This is a genomic window from Tunturiibacter gelidiferens, from assembly GCF_051013345.1.
GTDB classification, from domain to species: Bacteria; Acidobacteriota; Terriglobia; order Terriglobales; family Acidobacteriaceae; genus Edaphobacter; species Edaphobacter gelidiferens_A.
In genome coordinates, this window is record NZ_CP132939.1 from 6574999 (window position 1) to 6593250 (window position 18252).

The following is an 18252-nucleotide window of genomic DNA, read 5'->3' on the forward strand; positions in this document are numbered from 1 at the left end:
CCGAGTGGCCGACAACACGGGACTTGCGCCCTCAATCACGAAAAGCTCCTTTCTCGTTACTGATCAACCCGTCGAATGCGGAGCCGTCTGAGGTTGGTCATCCAGCTTTGCGAACCCTGTTCAGAATTGTTCGACCATCCAGACATTGTTTTCGCCAGGCACCTCCTCCTCCAAGATCCCATAGCGCCCGTCACGAGACTGAAGCAGCCACTCAAAACTAGTATTCGCGTCACCCTCCAGAACTATCTCAGCCTTGCCCGCCTCATTGACATTGAGTATCACCGGTTTGTTTTCTGACGTGACGCTCGGCATAAAGATACTTTTGCCATCCGTTCGCTCGCAGCATCGATGGGTGAGCCACCTTGATCTGGGTGGCGTGCGGAAGCAGATGATCGTAGATCCAGCCGCTGAAGATCGTCGCCTCCATCGCCACGGTCCACGGCTGGGGTAGCGTCTTCATCCAGCAGTCCAGCTCGCGTCGGGCCGATACAACCTTGCCTTCCTGTTGGTCCGGCCACTCACATCCTTCACGCAGTAACTGATGCTCTTCTTGATATGTCCTCGAGGAGCCTCCGTGGGGGTTCTCTGAATCAGTGTCGCCGCTGAGTTCAGCCTATGCAACACCACGTGCTCCTCGCTGACTTAACATTCAAACAATTCGGGCACGCGTCTCGCATTCCATTGTCGATGAGTGAATTGGCGATTTTGTACTCACGGAGCGAACAGATGCGCAGGGTTGAATCGGCACTGCTGTACAGCGCCGGATAAAGATGCCCAGGCACAGGGAAAGTTGGATAGTTCGGCGCAGTGATCTAGGTTTGCTATTTCGGTTTAGCCGGCAGAGACATGCGGTGAAGAAGGTTCTGGAAACGGGGATCGGGACGGAGGTCATCGAGGAGGAAGTCGGATTTTAGGAACATGGAGACGTCTAAAGACTTCTCCGAGCAGGCTTTCTCGAGGTACTCGAAAGCTTTGTCGTTTTCGCCGAGGCCGACGTAGATGGTGGCCATCGTGTACGGCGGAACAGAACTCTCTTTTGATTTACGCTCCAAATCGCGAAGAATCTTATTGGCTTGCGCTTTTCTGCCTGCAGCGGAATAGGCATGTGCAAGCGCAACGGCGGTGATCGGGGAACCATCCGACAACTCCATCGCTTTCCGATACTCTGAGATCGCTTCCGGAAGTTTGCCGGTAGCTTCGTACCCGACACCAAGAAAGTAATGTTGGAACCAATCCTTGGGGTCCAAAAGCAAGGCTCTTTTGCTTGCTTCCATCAGGCCCGGATAATCACGCAGCTCGTAATAGGTTGCCGATTCGGCCATAGCCGAGCTGACGCCGTAGTCCAGCTGGTTGATGTTGGCGATCTCGGCGAGAGCTTCGGCACGCCGGCCGGCAAATGCGAGAAATATGGCGCGATCCTCATGTGCGCAACTGTAGCTCGGTGCCAGAGCGATGGCGCGATTGAATTCCCGGTCGGCAGCGTCCCAGTCCCAGTCAAATCGCCAACTCAGGACACCAAGGGTGTCGTGGGCTTCGCCGATGCTGTCGTCCAGCTGCAGTGCTTTGGCGAGCGCTTGCTTGGCAGAGCGGTAGGCGGATTCCTTTTGCAGGGCTCCCGTGAAGGCTAAATAGACATAAGTGTCAGCCAGGCCCGCGTAAGCAAGAGCGAAGTTCGAATCCTTTTGGATAGAATCTTCGAAGTCCTGTTGCGCCTTCTTCAGTGAATCAGGTTTGGTGAACTCGTTGACGAAGTAAAGACGCCCCCTGAGATAGGCATCGTATGCCGCAGGGTTCACCGCCTGGGCCGAGCGAAGTTGAGCTTGCTGCTGCGGAGTAAGTTGTGCACGGACTTGTTGCGCGATGGCGCCGGCTACCTCGCCCTGTAACTTCAGCACATCGCCAACATCGCGATCATAGGTCTCGGCCCAGAGGTGTTGGTCGGTGGATGCCTCAAGAAGTTGTGCGGTAACGCGCACTCGCTGACCCGAACGAACGACCGATCCCTCCACGATGGCGTCTACGTTCAACTCCCGTGCAATTTCAGGAAGGCCTTCTTTTGTGCCCTTGTAGCGCAGAACCGAAGTTCGCGAGATGACGCGCAGCGAGCCGACCCTCGCGAGGTCGGTAATCAACTGGTCGGTCAAGCCATCCGCGAAGAATTCCTCTGACGGATCACCGGACAAATTATCGAGGGGTAGAACCGCGATGGAATTCAGGCGAGGGGCGGCACTCGTAGGATGAGCACCCGTGCGCACCAGCCAGAAAGCCGGCGTTCCAACGAGGAGGGCCACGACGCTGGTGACCAGGAATACGCGGGGCATGCTGCGTGCTGCGACGACAGGGACTTCGCGGGGCGGCGCTTCGTTGGCGGAACCAGATGGATCCGGCGCCTCTTCCTTTTCCACTGGCGCGATAAACCTGTATCCGCGCCGCGGAAGAGTTTCGATGTAGCGCGGAGTCTCGGCTGAGTCGCCGAGGGTCTCGCGAAGGCGGGCAATCGCGTTGTGGAGACTGTGGTCGAAATCGACGAAGGTGTCTGCGGACCAGATCTGCGAGCGGAGTTCGTCTCGAGTGACCACATCGCCGGCATGTTTGAGTAAAACGGCCAGGACCTGCAACGGTTGGCCCTGCAGCCGTAGCTTTACACCGTGTTTCCGCAGCTGACCTGCGCAAACATCCAGCTCGAAATCGCCGAAACGCAGTACGCGATCGGTTGGTGTGGAGGCGGCCATATCAACGCCCGCAAAGTTCGCAAAGTCTATCACATCTCCTTTTGGCTGGCGAAGAGTTTTGCTATGGCGAGAAAGCCATTCTTCTTCAATAGGTTAGGGATGGAGAAAACTTTGGGGAGAGAAGGAGGCCGCAGGGATTGATCCCTTCCTGCGCAAATGAGAGAGTGCCCATCACTTTGCAGCTTGCGAACTCAGCGCACCTGGAATCCGTGGCTGGATTCTCGGGCGGATCGGTTAAGGAGAGGAACATGACGAATGCACTCGTGAAGATTGGTTTAGCCGGTGGTTGTCTTCTTCTATTTGCTGGAATGATGCATGACCATGACTCTGACCAGCACGCAACCCCCGCACAGGTCGTGGCGTTGGACGAATGCGATCCAGCGACTTTCAATCTCCCAGGCAATGTGGGGCCGGGTTTCTGCAAGAACGTCGCGCTTGGCTTCACCGGGCTGGGCTACACCACGACGTTTTCTACATTGTTCGCAGAAGCCGCTTCTGGACACCCCGACCCGAAGTGGGACTTCGAACCCGACAAGCTCACTGTGGACGAAGGAACCCCGATTATCGCGGTGAACCAGGGCGGCGAGCCCCACACTTACACTGAAGTTGCGAACTTCGGAGGTGGGTTCATACCGCCGCTCAATGGGGGACAAAACGCGGCTCCCGAGTGTGCTGCGGGTTTTTCGAGTGTTGCCGTAGCCAGAACACGCATCCTTCAAGGCAGCCAGCTCCAAGTCGCTGGTCTTTCGAAGGGCGTACATCACTTTCAGTGCTGCATCCATCCTTGGATGCGCATGACAGTCATTGTAAAATGATCCGGTCGTAGACGAGAACATTCAGAGCCCTCCCTTCACCTCTGGACGCATTGAAGCGTCGCCAGCACTACTGGATCCGTGAATTGGCACTTCCCTTCCTGCATATGTTGGAGAGCGCGCGAGCACAGCGTGACGCCGTCTAGGGAGAGTCTGCACAAGTTCTGCATCGCTTGCCTGATTGATTAATCTGATAGCTGCGAGGAGATTGCGATGAAGCAGCAGAGTCTGTCGAGTCAGGGTGTGTTTGAGAAGTACGGGCGGAAGAGTCGGCGGGAGTTGTTTCTGGACGAGATGGAGCAGGTGGTTCCATGGTCTGCGCTGGAAGCCCTGGTACGACCGCACTATGCGAAGGCGGGCAAGGGACGGCAGCCGGTAGGGTTGGCGATCATGCTGCGGACTTACTTTGTGCAGCAGTGGTTCAATCTGTCGGACCCTGGGGTGGAAGAGGCGTTGTACGAGTCTGCGGCGCTGCGGCGGTTCGTTGGCGTGGACCTTGGGATTGCGCCTGCGCCGGATGAGACGACCATCCTGCGGTTCCGTCATCTGCTGGAGAGGCACGAGCTGGGCGGGTTGATGCTGGATGCGGTGAACGTGCATCTGGATGCCAGGGGCATCCGGATCGCGACGGGCACGATTGTCGATGCGACCATCCTGCATGCGCCTTCGTCGACCCAGAACGCGAGTGGCGAGCGCGACCCGGCGATGCACCAGACCAGGAAGGGCAACCAGTGGTACTTCGGCCTGAAGGCGCATATCGGCGTGGACGCGAGGGAGGGCATCGTCCACTCTGTGGCGACGAGCGCAGCCAGCGTGGCGGACTGCCACATGTTACCGGAACTGCTGCACGGCCAAGAGCGTAAGGTGTGGGGCGACGGCGGCTATCAGGGCCAGACCGACGCCATCCAAGAGGCCGCTCCGAAGGCACAGGACATGACCTGCAAGCGGACGAAGTTCAAAAACTATGTCGACGAGTTACAGAAAAAGAAGAACCGGAGTAAGTCGAGGGTGCGGGCCAAGGTAGAACATCCGTTCCGGATCCTGAAGCGCATCTTCGGCTTCGACAAAGTGAGATACAGAGGCATCGCGAAGAACCATCACCGCCTGTGCGCGAACTTCGCGCTGGTGAACCTGTACCTGCACCGCAAACGTCTGGCAGTCCTTGGGCAGTAGTGCGCCTGGAAGCCCCGGAAAACGGGCGGATGCGCGTTCCAATTAGCCCTCCAACAGCATCAAACCAACCAAAACCCGCGCATCTTCCATGCCCACTCCCTGACCCCAGAAAGTCAGACGCCTACGCAGAGGTTCCCTAAGTCGTCGTCACGCTTCCTTTTCAGCCAATTGAGTCTCCGGATCGCGGCCTGACAAAAGAAAAGTCAAAAGCAAAAACATCCTAAGAGTGAAAAACAAAGACGACCCAATCGATGAACATCGTCGCGAATCTCGAGCACAGAGCCAGCAGCAGCCGAGGCAAGCACGAAGAAGAATCCTCGTTTGCCCTATGCGACAGGCTCGGCCGGACTCGCGATAACAGTCAGAGGCAGCTCCCGACGGATCGTGATTATGCGGTTCCGACCCGCGAATATCAGACTGATCAATCGTCGCCTAAAACTGCCCCGGCTGGTGCTCGCTCTGTCCTCGAGAAAACGCAAAGACAACTACAAAAACATCCCCACAGATTTCGCAGTGTTGACGTTCCACAGGAGGAGCCAGGTCGGGAGGCGCCGCCGCCGAAGGGTCTACGACTTCAGAATTCCGGAGTGACCCGGGAACCCCATATCTTCATTCCCAAAAACGGGAAGCCCAAAAAATAAACCCAGAATCCGTGTCACATGTTTAATCACCACAAACCATGACTACTTAAACACCACATCCACCACGCAAAACACCACAGCCACATCACAAAATCACCACATCAAAACACCCCAATTTCTCAAAAACCCCAACAAAACACCACAAACTCACCCTCCAAAAAAGTCTGAACTTCAACCACCAGAGTCATCATTTTTGCTGCGGTCAGACAGATCGTCAGGAAGCCACTCTGGCCGGAGGGATGATGCTCAAATGATTCCAAGGCAGTTCTGGGTCACTCGTGGAATCTGCTGGCAACAATTCGACTGCTCGTTGCATGTGAGTTTGCATCCAGGCTGTTTGCCTCGATCAACAACTCGAAGCTCACTGCTGCGCCATAGCGATTCATGGCCGCCTGGATGACTCTTTGCATCTCTTCGCTATTGAGGAGCATGTCCGCCGCAGCCTGCGTGCCGGCTGCATCGAGACCCTGTAACAGTAAGACGTGACCGTTCTTGTCCAGATTCTGAACAAAGGCGACGACAGCATTGGTTCGATGCGTAGTATTCGTCGTCGTCGGCTCGTAAATGCTGGCTTCTCCTTCGACAGGGTGACGGTTAACGATCCAATCGCGATCCTCATTCGGACGATCTACGAAATGAAAGTTTAGCTTCTCGCCAAAGATCTCATCCCATGGATTGCTGAAGTTTGACCCTAGTAAAATCGCATTCCCGTCGCGCAGGTCGTCGAAGCGTACATCTTTCGCGGCACGAACGATGAAGCGGTCGGGAAGCGTCTCGGGCAATCGTTGAAGGCTCGACACGATGGCGAGATTCTGCATACTCGTATAGGTTCGATCCCTCAGGTAAGACATGGAGAGGAGACTGTTTGAAGCTGGCGACGAGAACCAGTTCAGATATTCCTCCAAAGAGAAGGTGCGGTGGTTCTCTTGTTGGAAGATCACAAACCCGACATCCCCTGGAATGACGAATGTATCGCGGTCGGGACGAAAGAGCTGGGTCCACAGTGGATGCAGCGTGTTCCGGTGTTCTGTGGCCGTCTGAGGATGCACGGTCCAGCGGCCTGCCCAAAATAGTGTGGTCGAATATACCGCAAGCAGGAGGGCTGCAGCCCACAGCATCCAGGCCTGCCGCCAACGCGAGCGAGCCACTGGAAAGTTTGCCTGTGACGCCCCTTTTTCCGGCAGGGAATCCGCCACGGCTACTTCAAACTCCGCAGGCGCCTCAATGGTCCGGAAGACCGGAACGTAGGTCCCCTTCGGAATCTCTACGCGGATTAGATCGTTCTCGCCGTCCGTCTCGTAGTACTCCTGCAACCGCTTCCGCAGGTGCCGGGCGTAAGTGCGAACAATATTGTCCTCTCGCGGATCGAAGCTAGCGCTTCGCTGGAAGACGTTCAATCCAATCTCATGCTCCGAGATGCGCACCATGCCGTCTTCGAGCGCACGACGAGAGGCGTACGTCAGAAATGACGATAGCAATGGAGATTTTGCAAAATGCCGGCTTCCGACGATGCGCTCTACTGCTGCATATTCCTCGCTCATTGGGGACGCGGCAACAATAGTCATGTCAGACGTTGAGATGAAGGTTCCTGCCATCGAGATTGAACGCTATGGCAACGGCATTGCGTAGCCTGATCCTAGATCCTGGCTGTGAATGGTGCGTGAATGAAATTCATCGTCCTGCATCAATTGGGAGGTGTATACACCGGTTTTGCAGGAATACACATCCATGCGATTGAGGAGTGCAGACCCATCCGGTCTCTATGTCACGAGATTTCACATAGAGACTAACTCCTGAAGTAATCGCCTCTCTGATTCGATTTACTGCGCGGAGAAGAGGTGTTTACACATGGCCATCACTTGTACGGTCGCCGTCGGCCCAATACTCTCCGTCCTATGTTCCGCAGTGCAACATACTCTGCGTTTGCGGGCCGTGTTTCAAGAACAGTTCCGATCCCATTTTCAGGTTGGCCTTATGAACTCTTTTCGTTTTCGCCTTCTTGCGCTCGCGCTGTTTTCTTTTCTTCTGCCACGAGCTGTCTTCTCACAGGCAGGTGTCGCGTCGCTGTCCGGACTCGTCACTGATTGTTATCTCCTGTTCAAGCGTGCCGGCAGCGAGGACCAGCTTGCCCTCAATCCGCCGGGCCTGCTAGAGGTTACACTCAATCGAAGAGCAGGCCGTGAATGTTGTTTGTGCCGCCTTTGGTTGTGACGTCGACCTGTGCGCCGGGGCTGCGACCGTACATAGCAGTGTAGGCGCTGCTAATGACCTTGAACTCGCTGATTACGTCAACGGAGGGACGAGATGCCGAAGCGGAGAGCTCCTGCAGATTCTCAGAGAAGGTGTTGTTATCGATACCGTACCGAGGCTGGCCCCCAACTCTCGCGCGACGATGCCTCCATAGGGACTGTCATCGACAACCAGACCAATCCAAATGGCAACAAGCCGGCCTTATTCCTTCAGAATGGTTTTCCGACGAACACACTGAACCCAGCCAACGTAAGCCTGTCCACTCTTCATATTCACGCTATGCAGGCCAACTCGCCCACCCCGTCCACCCAGGAGTGGAGCATCGGCTTCCAACGGGAGCTCCCGGCACGCATGGTACTTACGATGGATTATGTCGGCACCAAATCCTCAAATCTGACATCATCCGCGATCTGAACCAGTTTGTCCCCGGCACGACAACCTTCCCCTATCCCAAATTCGGCTATCTCGAGTATTCGCAGGCAAACGGAGTGGGCAACTACAGTGGGCTTGAGACCTCCGTGCAGCGTCGCTTCAGTGGCGGACTGTCGTTCGAGGCCGCCTACACCTGGTCCAAGAACACCGGCACCACCTACAAGCAGACCTCCAGCAATGCCCTCAGCGGATCCGACATTCCCCAGCGGGTGGTGGTGTCCTACTTGTACGAGCTGCCCTTCGGACACAACAAGGCGTTCTTGCACTCCGGACCTGCTGCAGCGTTACTGGGTGGCTGGCGCACCTCGGGAGTCTATACCTACTCGTCGGGACTCCCGTTCACTGTCACTTCGGGCGGCAACTTCAGCAACGACATCGATATCTACGGAAACGCCACGTCGCTCCCCAACGTCACAGGCCCGCAGAAGATCGTTGGCAAGGTCAACTGCTGGTTCTACACCTCTCGCAATAAGAGCTGCCCGGCGCTTTCGCCCAACACCACGGATCCCTACGTCCTCCCGACGACGGCGAATCCCTACGGCAACGGCGGCATCAACAACCTGCGCGGGCCACACGAACGTCTTCGACTTCGCTCTGATGCGTGACTTCTCTCTACACGAGAAGATGAAGCTCCAATTCCGTTGGGAGGTCTTCAATCTCACCAACAGTGTGCTCTTCGCGCAACCCGACTCAGGTCTTCTGGACAGCAGTGTCGGCACCATCACCTCGCTCGCAGGCGATCCGCGCATCATGCAGTTCGCGCTTCGCCTATCTTTCTAATCTCCTCACCGGCTGCTGGACCTCAAAAAGACAAAGAGGTCCAGCGGGCTATTTCTGTGGCTGCCATAGTGACGCCACGTAGCAGAAAATAGGACAAAGGAAAATTCAGCATGCGTCCCAAGGCCCACTCAGTCTTCACTCTCTTGCTCTTCGGCCTTTCCGTTCTGCCTGCCCATGCACAGAGCCCGGATCTGGACTTTCTTAATCACAATCAGCCGCTTCTGGACGCGCACAACTGCTATCCCTACGAAGGGCACTGGAACGACCGTATTCAGCGGGCACTCGCCTCGGGCTATCCGGTCTCAATTGAGCAGGACCTCGCATGGTATGTTGATCCCGCCGGCAAGGGTCGCGTCGTCGTCTCGCATACTCCGCACACAACGGGCAATGAGCCTACGCTTGAAGATTATTTCTTCAAGCAGGTGCGCCCGGTCGTTGAAAAAGCTATCGGAGAAAACAAGCGGAGCCAGTGGCCGGTCATCGTCCTGCACTTTGACTTCAAGGATAATCAGACGCCGCTGCTCCAGGCCGTCTGGCAGATCCTCGGCGAGCATCAGGATTGGCTTTCGACTGCCGTAAAGACGAACGATACAGCCACCCTCTCGCCGATCGACAAAAAACCCATCCTCGTCGTCACGGAAGAGTCCGATGAACAGCAGAAGGTCTTTTATGACGACCTCCCCGTTGGTGCGCGTCTGCGTCTGTTTGGCTCGGCGCACGAGCACGCCACGCCCAAAGACATGCCGATCGAGCAACTCATGCATCTGGCCGTCACTGTTAAACCGGAGGAGCTCCTCAGCGAGCCGCCTACAAACTACCGTCGCTGGTGGAACAGCTCCTGGTACACCGTGGAGGAGGGTGGTGAGCCACGCGCAGGCGACTGGACTCCAGCCGATAACATGCGGCTTCATGCGCTCGTCGACCACGCCCACAAGATGGGCTACTGGGTACGCTTCTACGCACTCGACGGCTTTGCTCCCGCCGACGACCAGGGATGGGGATCTGCTTATAACTTCGGCTCGCGCGAAGCTGTTGTTCTACGCTGGAAGGCCGCGATCGCAGCCGGTGTCAACTTCATCGCGACGAATCAATACGAAGCGCTGGCTCCGTATCTGAAACAGGAGGCGAAAGAGCTTCGCCCCGCAGCGTCCGCAAAGTCTGACAAGTAGTCGTTTCGACAGCCTGCCGCTGGAGCCTGCGTCCGATCCACCACCCAGGCTCCAGTACTTCCTGCAACAACGGTCCCATGGGAGAGTGGATGATCTTCGTAGCACGTCAACGATATATGCTCCTCGGCCTTCTACTTACCGCGCTCTGCGGCAACACGGCCATAGCCCAGACCTCTCCGTTACAGGACCAAAGCGATCTTCGAGCCGTCATGTGATCATGCGCCACGGCGTCCGAGCTCCAATCGAGAGTGAGACCCGCTCCGGTGCCTACAATGCGCAACCATGGCCCGCGTGGCCAACCGAGCCCGGCGTCCTCACACCCCACGGAGCCCAGGCCCTGCGCCTTCTCACCGGAAAGCTCATGAAGGGCAGTGGCTATGGCGCAATCGGAGACATCGTCATCGGCATCGTCGGAGCCATCGTAGGCGGCTTCATTATGCAGAAGCTCGGCTATGCAGGATCCGGCGGCCTTATCTATACAGTCATCGTCGCCATCGTCGGTGCGGTCCTTCTCACCTTGCTCCTTCGCCTCGTCACTGGCAACAGAGCCCGAAACCTCTAAGCCAACTGGTTCGAACGGATACGTTTTCCGGTCAACCCCGCACATGCCCATGTCTCAATTCAGAGATATGGGCATTCGTCCGAAGCGCGCTGTCGTCTCCCTCCCCTAAAGGTCGTATCGCTAAACACCTCAGAGCAGACGAAGCTAGTACCATGAGCCCATGGAAAGGCATCCTCCTCGCAATCGTTATCTCCCTCGCAGCGCACGTCCATGCAGAGGACTGCCTGAACAATCTTCCCGCATCCATCCGCTCCGCCGTCGAGCAGGACAACTGGACCATCCTGCAACCGCAGGACCTTGCAGGCACCGACCCTCAAAGATGGAAGGGCAATCACCCCGGCGAATGCCCTGGACTAACCTCTGGAAACTTCTACCCCAAAGGCAAGACCTCATACCTCGTGGCCCTCATTCGGCGTGAGCCCACACAGGGAAGCGAGCAGAGCAACCAGCTCGAAAAGCTCACTCTCGTCTACCTCAAAAAAGACAACCCGATTACCCTGATCGTTGTCCCTCCCACCCAGGTTGCAGCCCCAATGGTCGTCTGGAAACTCCACCCCGGTGGCTACCAGGACCTATACGGCTCCAAAAAAGTGACCATCTCACGGGAGTCGTTCGTCTACGAAAAACTAGTAGGCCCCGCAAACCAGTTCTACTACGACGGAAGCCACCTCAAATCCCTGGTCCTCTCAAGATAGAACTCTCATAACCGTTCCTCCAAAGTGATAGGCTTCTCATCATGAGTGGCCCCACCCTGCAAGACCGCCTGGCCCACATCACCCAGGGCCTCGCCGAGGCCGAACGCAGATACGCCGCCGGAGAGCCTTATCCCGACCCCGAAGGCTCCTGGCCCCACAAGATCTCCCAGCTCAAGCAGCACCTGGCCGACGTTCGCGAGATGATCGCCAACGAATAGCACTCACACCGCCTGAAGAACGATCATCATTGGTCATCATTGGTTCGAGACTCGATCAATGCACATGAGCCACGTCGTCATTCATCGAGAAGACATCCTTGAAGTCGTCCTCATACGGAAAGACGTGGATCATCCAGGTGAACATGTAAGGATGGAAGATTCCGCCCTCGGCCTCGCAGGCATCTTTGGTGTGGATCGATCCAAACATGCCGAACTTTGGATGAGCAGCCTGATAGTCTTTCATGCGATCTGCTGGAGCCTCGCAGAAGTTGGTGTGCTCATGCCACCGCGCCACGCTGAGTGGGATCCGCTCGTTCAACTCCTCTTCCGTCGAGTTCGGTCGCGCCGTGTACATCACCCCCTCCAGCCTGTACTGCTTGTACTCGGTGTGCCGGTAGAGCAAGGAAGTCGGCTTGCTTGGATCAAAGTGTAGATCGGACGCCCGGGCATTGGCCTCGTTGTTGAAGTGATACTGCGGCTGTTCCAACTTAGGGTTCGCAATAACGTATCCGTCCGCCAGAGCCTTGCGGTAGTCCTTATATCGCTCCATGGTCGCCTTCGCTTCGGCAACCACTTCCCTCGCCTTCGCCTCATCGCCGGGCTGCTTTGGCCACACCGCCGTGACGGACATGTGGCCAGCCATGGCTGCCATGCTCGGCCCCATGCTCCTCATGTCAGCCATGTCACCCATCTTGTCCCCGCTCATGTCCATGCCAGCCATGTTGCCTTTCCCCTGCGCCTGTTGCAATCCGCGCCCGGGTAAAGTCACCAGCAAAGCAGCTTCCACCAGCAGCGCCGCCGAAAACATCGAACGAATGGTGAACATCGCAACCTCCGTCACGGCTATCCATGGCCATCGAAGATGGCCGTATCCATTCATTCACGATTCGTCGTCCACGAACAGCTCCACCTCAGCAAGGTTCCACATAGCCACGTGCAAAATGTCAAAGGGGGCTATCAGCAAGCAGCAGTAGCTCGATGCAGACGGCTATTCTTTATAGACCAACCGTGGTCCGCTAACCTGTTCTACCTTCAGATCAACATCCACTTCAACCCGGTCTGCGATCTTCACAAAGGGAATCCCGCTCGTCATCCCATACTCTTTGCGATCAAACGCCATCATCCCTTTGATGACACCCGTTCCCGTACCCTTGCCTGAAACCGTCAGCTTCAACGTCTCGGGTTTGGAGACACCTCGTATGGAAAAGTTTCCCAGGACGTCAAACGATTCGGGTCCAGTCTGCACAATCTTTGTTGAGTGAAACGTAATGTAGGGTGCCTGCTCGACATCAAAAAAATCCGCACTCTTCAGTTTCTTGTCCTTCATTCCGCTTCCCGTGTTTACCGTCGCTGCTTGGATCTGGATATCCAGAACGGCGGTAGTCACATCTGGAGAAGAAAAGGTCAGAGATGCCTTCCACTTGTCGAAGTCCCCCACGAGAGCGACCGAGGCCTTCACGAAGAACTTGATGCTGCTTTCCTCCGGAGTTGTTTTAAAGACGGGAACCTGCGCGCGGATCGGTAGCGGCATTAAGGCGAATGTCAAAAGAGTGAGAAGGGCTAGTCGCATGGAGCTTGAGTGTCAACTTTCTTCGCTGCCATGTCAAATAGAAAGAAAGCGCGAATGCTAGCTCTTACGCGCCGCTGCCTTCAGAGGACCAGCCTTCAGGATCTTTCCACCCTCCTGCACGACATACAGCTGGTTCACTTCAAGATTCTTGAGTTGATCTACCTGACCGCTGAGCCACCGAATCTCCACCAGGTCTACCTTCTTGGCTTGATCCAGTCCGAAGTGCATACGCATATCGTTTTGCGAAAAATAGCTACCTCCGCTCCGTAGTTCATCAAGCTGTCTCGAGGGCTTGGTCGCATCAGGTGTCGTTGTGGCAGTAACAATCACCCTGCTACCAATTCCGGAACGGTTCGACTTCACTCCCACTAATTTGATCTTGATCCAGTTACGATTCAATGTCGAATCGCAGCGCAGAAGCTGTGGCCCTGCGTTAATACAGTTCACGACGATATCCAAATCACCATCGTTATCGTAATCGCCAAAGGCACATCCGCGAGCGGGCACATCCTCAAGAATCCCTGGGCCACCTTTATTAGTGACATCCTGGAAGCGGCCATTACGCAGATTGCGGTACAGATATTTATGTTCTGCGTACTTAAGATCGGCCTTCGACTTATCCACCTCAGGATAAACATGGCCATTCGACATCAGGATATCGAGCCACCCATCGTTATCCATATCAAAAAAGCCGACACCCCATCCAAGCAGTCGCGTGTTCTCGCCCAATCCGCTGGGATAAGTGTGGTCTTCAAACGTCGCATCCCCCATGTTGGTGTAAAGCGAATCCGTATCGCCCGCAAAGTTAGTCTTCACAATGTCGAGATTTCCGCTGTGGTTATAGTCTCCGATCGAAACTCCCATCCCTGCCTGCGGTTTGGCCTCGGCCGAAAGCGCCGCTCCGGCTTCTATCGCGATATCGCGGAAGGTTCCATCCTTCTGGTTCAAATAGAGAGTGGCTGGCGCAGAATCATTCGCAACATAGATATCAGGCCAGCCATCATTGTCCAGATCCGACGCGGCAACACTTAGCCCATAGGTCCCCACGGCGGTCCACATACCAGATTTCTCGCTGACGTCGCTGAAAGTCCCGTCGCCGTTATTGTGATACAGAATATTCCTGCCGCCAGCCAGTCCCGGCGGACCGCACGCTACCAGTATCCCCTTATACGTACACGGCCCATCCTCCGGCAAAGGTGCTGTCTTCAGATCGAAATCGACGTAATTGGCGACGAACAGATCAAGATGCCCGTCGCGGTCGTAATCAACAAACGTGCATCCCGTATTCCAGCGCACCTTCGGGCCAGGCTGTATAAGGCCAGCCTGTTGTGTCACGTCCGTGAAGGTTCCTTTACCGTTATTGCGATACAGTACATTCTGCCCGTAATAAGTTACAAACAAATCATCGTTGCCGTCATTGTTGTAGTCACCCACGCAGCAGGCCTGCCCCCAACCGGTCTTATGCTCCAGGCCGGAGCCAGCCGTTACGTCAGTAAAGGTGCCATCTCGATTGTTCTTGAAGAGATGGCATCGCGGCTCCTGTCCCGCGGGGAAACCCTCCAGTCGCCACCCATTGACAAGAAACAAATCAAGCCAGCCGTCATTGTCGTAGTCGTAAAAAGCCAGCCCGCAACCCGTCGTCTCCAACAGATACTTATTCTTTGCTTCCCCGCCATAGATAGTCTTGCTTGTAAGGCCGGCTTCCTTCGCGACGTCGAGAAAACTCACGCCCAGCGGCATATCTTCTATCGGAGACTTCTCCCCAGGCGGAGGCGGAGCGGCCTTCGCATCGTAGCTGCGTTCCTGCGGGCCTATGCCTTTCGGTGCTGGGGGCGCCTGCTGCTGCAACGGCGAAGCCAGCGCCAGGATATCTGCGAACGGCAGCACAAGAGCAGTGCGACTAAGAGATCGAATGAACTTACGGCGATTCAAGTCAGTGAATTTTCTTCTCAAGGTTGCCCTGGTCCCATGAAAGGTGAGACTTAGTGAGTGATCCCTACATCTGTGCGCTGAATTATAGCGAACGCTTCAATCCACTGTACACAACCTGTTCGTCGTCTTTTGATATCTGCTCTGTGCCGATTTCTTGGTTTGCGGCTAGGGATTTCCCAAGGTCTTCACTGCCTCAGCTTTCTGACGCTCCGCCGCCGCCTCTGCGATCTTACCCTGCCTGTCCAGTGCCGCTGCAAGACCAAGATGTGCCTCCGCGTAATTCGCGTCGTAGCTCAGTGCATCCTGAAACTGTGTAATGGAGCTCTCCACGTCGTTGTTTCTCAGCGCAGAGTTTCCAGCGTTCGTAGCGACCTCCGCGCGCTGACGGTTCATGTTGCTCCGCATAAGCTCAGCTGCTTTCCTGCGTTCTGCTGAGGCCTCTCCCGGCTGGTTCTGCTTTACGAGCACAGCCGCCAACGTTAGGTGCGGATCAGGCTGACCTGGAAGTTGCCGGATAGCCTCCCGCAGCGCCGACGTGGCTTCGGGTAATTTGTTCAACTTGTCGTAAACACTACCCAACGTCGCCCACCCGTCTCCATTCCCAGGACGAAGTTTCAGCGAGATATTCATCTCACGCGCCGCATCCTCATACCGCCCGGTTTGCATGTAGAGCACGCCCAGAAGATAAGGAGCCTCGGGCGCCGACGGATCAAGCCTCTGAGCGGTCTCTAACTCCGGGATAGCGCCCACTGCATCATCCTGCAGCTTGAACGCGAGACCCAGGTTGTAGTGCAGTTGAGGCGCGTCAGGCTCCAGTTTGAGCGCCCGACGCAGTTCCACCACCGCATCGCCAAACTGGCTCAATTGAACGTAGGCCGCCGCTAAGTTTTGATGCGTCGTCACACTCGCCGGGTTGAGCGCAATGGAACGCTGCAGCAACGGCACTGCATCTTTAGCCTGTTGCGCCTGGCAAAGCGCCATCCCAAGATTAGTCATGGCTTCGGCATTATTCGGCTCGGCGGTAACTACTTTTTTCAACAGCAGAATCGCTTCCGGGGCCCTGTTCGATCGCTGTAAAGCGAGAGCAAGTTGATACGAAGCTGCGATAGAGTTTGGCTCCAACTCCAGCGCGTGCTGGAAGACCGGAATCGCCTGCTCGTCCTTCCCATCTGCCACGAGCGCTTTGCCGAACTCAAGCGCAATCATCGCGTCCTGCGGAGCCAGTTGCGCTGCCTGCATCAGCTCGGTCATCCCGTCCTTCTCACCCTGGGCCTGCATCACCAGGCCAAGATGCAAATGCGCAATCGCTAAATTCTGGTTCAGTCGAATGGCCGTCGCAAACTCCCCGCGTGCACCCGTCCAATCCTTCTGCTGCGCATAAAGCGAACCCAGCTCATCGTGCAGCCCCGCGTTCTGCGAATCTGTTGCAAGCGCAGCTTTCATCTTTGTGACCGCAAGCACTATCTGATGATTCGCCGCAAGAGAACGTGCATATGCGGCGAGTACATACGAAGCCAGCATGCGCTTCTCGAGACGCGCCTCCGCTTCCCATCTGGAAAATAACGGAATCGCCTTCTCTGGCGAACCGATCTCCTCATACGCCATCGCGAGATTCATCTGCGCGGTGCTGTCACTGTTCTTTATCGCAAGCGCTTTTTCAAGCTCGTGGATGCCTTCCTTCACACGTCCGCGACTTACTAGAACCGCTCCGAGCGCGCTGTGCCCCTGCTCAGCCTGCGGAGCCAACTGGACTACCTGCTCGAAGTCAGCCTGTGCCGCACTCAAATCCTTTTGAGCCAAGGCAGCCTGACCTGCACGATACGCCGCATCTGCCTTCCTCAGCGCCGCCGAAGGCTCTTGCGAAAACGCGATCTTCGAGAGAGCCATCCAGAAAATCAATATCGCCTTCACAACAAAAAGCTCGTCTTGTGGAAGCTTATCCATGGATTTGTGGCGACCCGATCTTATCTCTTCGAAGACCCACTTGTCCTTCTTAGTGCTGAACTACCAGATCGAATAATGTTCGAACGCAGAAACGGATTCGCATCGCAATCAGAGAGGCACCAGATTCACCGTCGTCCCTGAATGCTGAGGACCAGGACCCGGGAAAGAGACGAGAACTTGCCGCGACGAAGTCACCGTGGCGTGGTTCCTGAGAAGTATGCTCCAACTTCAATGAAGCGTTTCGAGTTTGGGTTCATTCGCTGCCTGGATCTTGTGCGAGACCTCGGTCTCTCGACTCGCGTCCTCTGCCCTGCCTAGCGACCGGTACGCCTGTCCCAAGAGACTGTGTGTGATGTAGTTGCTGGAGTCCATCTTTTCGGCCCGTTCCAGGTACATCACCGCGCTCGCCGGGTCTTGCCGCTTCAGCAATACTTTCCCCAGCAGAATATACGGCCCCGTCGTGGTCGGTTCGAGCAGCAACGCACGCTGCAGCGATTGCTGTGCCTTCGTATAGTCTCCTGCTCGGCTGTAAGCGTCACCCAGCCTGTCGTAGATGCTCCCATCGAGCGGATTACGAAGCCGTTCCTTCTCAAACTCTGCAATCGCCGTGTCCAGGTGCTCGCCAGCAAGCGCAACTTCGCCAAGCAAGGAATGTGCAAGCGGCAACTGCGGCTCCAGTTCCAGCGCTTTGGTAGCGAACTGCTGCGCCACTATCAAATAGTCCCGACGCAGCAGCATTCGCGCAGCCAGCAGATAGGCCGGAGCTGAATCGGCTGCAAAACCATACTGAGTCGCAAACGCCCGGCGTGCGTTGTCGTACTGGTTGGTATCGACGTAACAAAGAGCGAGCACATAATTGGGATCGACTCTGGTCTGCGACGTCCAGTTAGACGCAGACTCAAGAAATGGGATCGCCGCCGCTGGTCTCCCCATCCGAAACAACGTCAGCCCTCGCAGCTGCGCCGACTCTTCATCGTGAGGATCCTGCTTCAACGCACTCGCCAACGCCACATCCGCATCCGTAAAGTCATTGGTCGTGTACAGAGCAAGACCGCGCAACCGATTGACGCCCGTCGGCACCGGACGTTGCGCAGCCAGCACATCCAGTTGCTTCAAAGCATCTACGGCAAGCCCACGATCGATCATCGCTCGCAGCTGCTTGAGACTTGGCGTAGCTTCAACAGCGGCAGCTCCCGGAGAGGACACCAGTGGGCCCGGTGCTGCAGGTAAAGTTTCAGTCGGGCTTTGTGCAAATCCAAATGGCAGGGATAGCGCCGCAAAGAAAGACAGGCAGCCCGATAGCACTACTTTAAGCACGTGACGCATAGAAGATCTGGACCGA

Annotated in this window: 18 protein-coding genes; 10 read left to right on the forward strand and 8 right to left on the reverse strand. The window is 56.1% G+C overall.

Annotated features, from left to right (window positions below; all coding sequences use genetic code 11):
• Positions 1-262: 262 nt before the first annotated feature.
• Complete coding sequence (locus RBB80_RS33235; protein ID WP_433966321.1) at positions 263-460, reverse strand: hypothetical protein; 198 nt, start codon at positions 458-460, stop codon at positions 263-265.
• A gap of 361 nt (positions 461-821) precedes the next feature.
• The gene (locus RBB80_RS33240; protein ID WP_433966322.1) at positions 822-2765 is read right to left on the reverse strand and encodes a winged helix-turn-helix domain-containing protein; all 1944 of its coding nucleotides are present in this window, start codon (positions 2763-2765) and stop codon (positions 822-824) included.
• 215 nt (positions 2766-2980) lie between these two features.
• On the opposite strand from RBB80_RS33240, the gene RBB80_RS33245 reads away from it, so the two are divergent.
• Positions 2981-3547, forward strand: coding sequence for a cupredoxin domain-containing protein (locus tag RBB80_RS33245; RefSeq protein WP_433966323.1), 567 nt, complete (start codon positions 2981-2983; stop codon positions 3545-3547).
• Between the two features lie 210 nt (positions 3548-3757).
• Positions 3758-4717, forward strand: a complete 960-nt coding sequence (locus RBB80_RS33250) for an IS5 family transposase (RefSeq protein ID WP_433964127.1) — start codon at positions 3758-3760, stop codon at positions 4715-4717.
• Positions 4718-5630: 913 nt separating this feature from the next.
• Here the strand turns inward: RBB80_RS33250 and RBB80_RS33255 are convergent.
• On the reverse strand, positions 5631-6899 hold the full coding sequence (locus RBB80_RS33255; RefSeq protein WP_433966324.1) for a hypothetical protein: 1269 nt from the start codon (positions 6897-6899) through the stop codon (positions 5631-5633).
• Positions 6900-7662: 763 nt separating this feature from the next.
• Between RBB80_RS33255 and RBB80_RS33260 the strand changes: the two genes are divergently transcribed.
• The 8 genes from RBB80_RS33260 to RBB80_RS33295 all read left to right on the forward strand — a co-directional run bounded on the left by RBB80_RS33260 (position 7663) and on the right by RBB80_RS33295 (position 11464).
• Positions 7663-8022: a hypothetical protein gene (locus RBB80_RS33260; protein ID WP_433966325.1), complete on the forward strand. Its 360-nt coding sequence runs from the start codon at positions 7663-7665 to the stop codon at positions 8020-8022.
• Positions 8023-8096: 74 nt separating this feature from the next.
• Positions 8097-8645 (forward strand): hypothetical protein, encoded by a 549-nt coding sequence (locus tag RBB80_RS33265; RefSeq protein ID WP_433966326.1) that lies wholly within the window; start codon positions 8097-8099, stop codon positions 8643-8645.
• A 19-nt stretch (positions 8646-8664) separates the two neighbouring features.
• A complete protein-coding gene (locus RBB80_RS33270) occupies positions 8665-8820 on the forward strand; it encodes a hypothetical protein (protein WP_433966327.1) in 156 nt (51 codons plus the stop codon).
• A gap of 110 nt (positions 8821-8930) precedes the next feature.
• Positions 8931-9989, forward strand: a complete 1059-nt coding sequence (locus tag RBB80_RS33275; protein WP_433966328.1) for a hypothetical protein — start codon at positions 8931-8933, stop codon at positions 9987-9989.
• Positions 9990-10078: 89 nt separating this feature from the next.
• On the forward strand, positions 10079-10204 hold the full coding sequence (locus RBB80_RS33280; protein ID WP_433966329.1) for a hypothetical protein: 126 nt from the start codon (positions 10079-10081) through the stop codon (positions 10202-10204).
• Between the two features lie 2 nt (positions 10205-10206).
• Positions 10207-10551: a GlsB/YeaQ/YmgE family stress response membrane protein gene (locus tag RBB80_RS33285; RefSeq protein WP_433966330.1), complete on the forward strand. Its 345-nt coding sequence runs from the start codon at positions 10207-10209 to the stop codon at positions 10549-10551.
• A gap of 152 nt (positions 10552-10703) precedes the next feature.
• A complete protein-coding gene (locus tag RBB80_RS33290) occupies positions 10704-11246 on the forward strand; it encodes a hypothetical protein (RefSeq protein WP_433966331.1) in 543 nt (180 codons plus the stop codon).
• A gap of 41 nt (positions 11247-11287) precedes the next feature.
• Positions 11288-11464 (forward strand): hypothetical protein, encoded by a 177-nt coding sequence (locus RBB80_RS33295; protein ID WP_433966332.1) that lies wholly within the window; start codon positions 11288-11290, stop codon positions 11462-11464.
• Positions 11465-11519: 55 nt separating this feature from the next.
• Here RBB80_RS33295 and RBB80_RS33300 read toward each other — a convergent pair whose 3' ends face one another.
• The 5 genes from RBB80_RS33300 to RBB80_RS33320 form a co-directional block, all read right to left on the reverse strand.
• On the reverse strand, positions 11520-12344 hold the full coding sequence (locus RBB80_RS33300) for a hypothetical protein (RefSeq protein WP_433966333.1): 825 nt from the start codon (positions 12342-12344) through the stop codon (positions 11520-11522).
• 108 nt (positions 12345-12452) lie between these two features.
• The gene (locus tag RBB80_RS33305; RefSeq protein WP_433966334.1) at positions 12453-13034 is read right to left on the reverse strand and encodes a YceI family protein; all 582 of its coding nucleotides are present in this window, start codon (positions 13032-13034) and stop codon (positions 12453-12455) included.
• 57 nt (positions 13035-13091) lie between these two features.
• A complete protein-coding gene (locus RBB80_RS33310) occupies positions 13092-14774 on the reverse strand; it encodes a CRTAC1 family protein (RefSeq protein WP_433970010.1) in 1683 nt (560 codons plus the stop codon).
• Between the two features lie 357 nt (positions 14775-15131).
• Complete coding sequence (locus tag RBB80_RS33315) at positions 15132-16877, reverse strand: tetratricopeptide repeat protein (RefSeq protein WP_433966335.1); 1746 nt, start codon at positions 16875-16877, stop codon at positions 15132-15134.
• A 261-nt stretch (positions 16878-17138) separates the two neighbouring features.
• A complete protein-coding gene (locus RBB80_RS33320) occupies positions 17139-18056 on the reverse strand; it encodes a tetratricopeptide repeat protein (RefSeq protein ID WP_433966336.1) in 918 nt (305 codons plus the stop codon).
• Between the last annotated feature and the right edge of the window lie 196 nt (positions 18057-18252).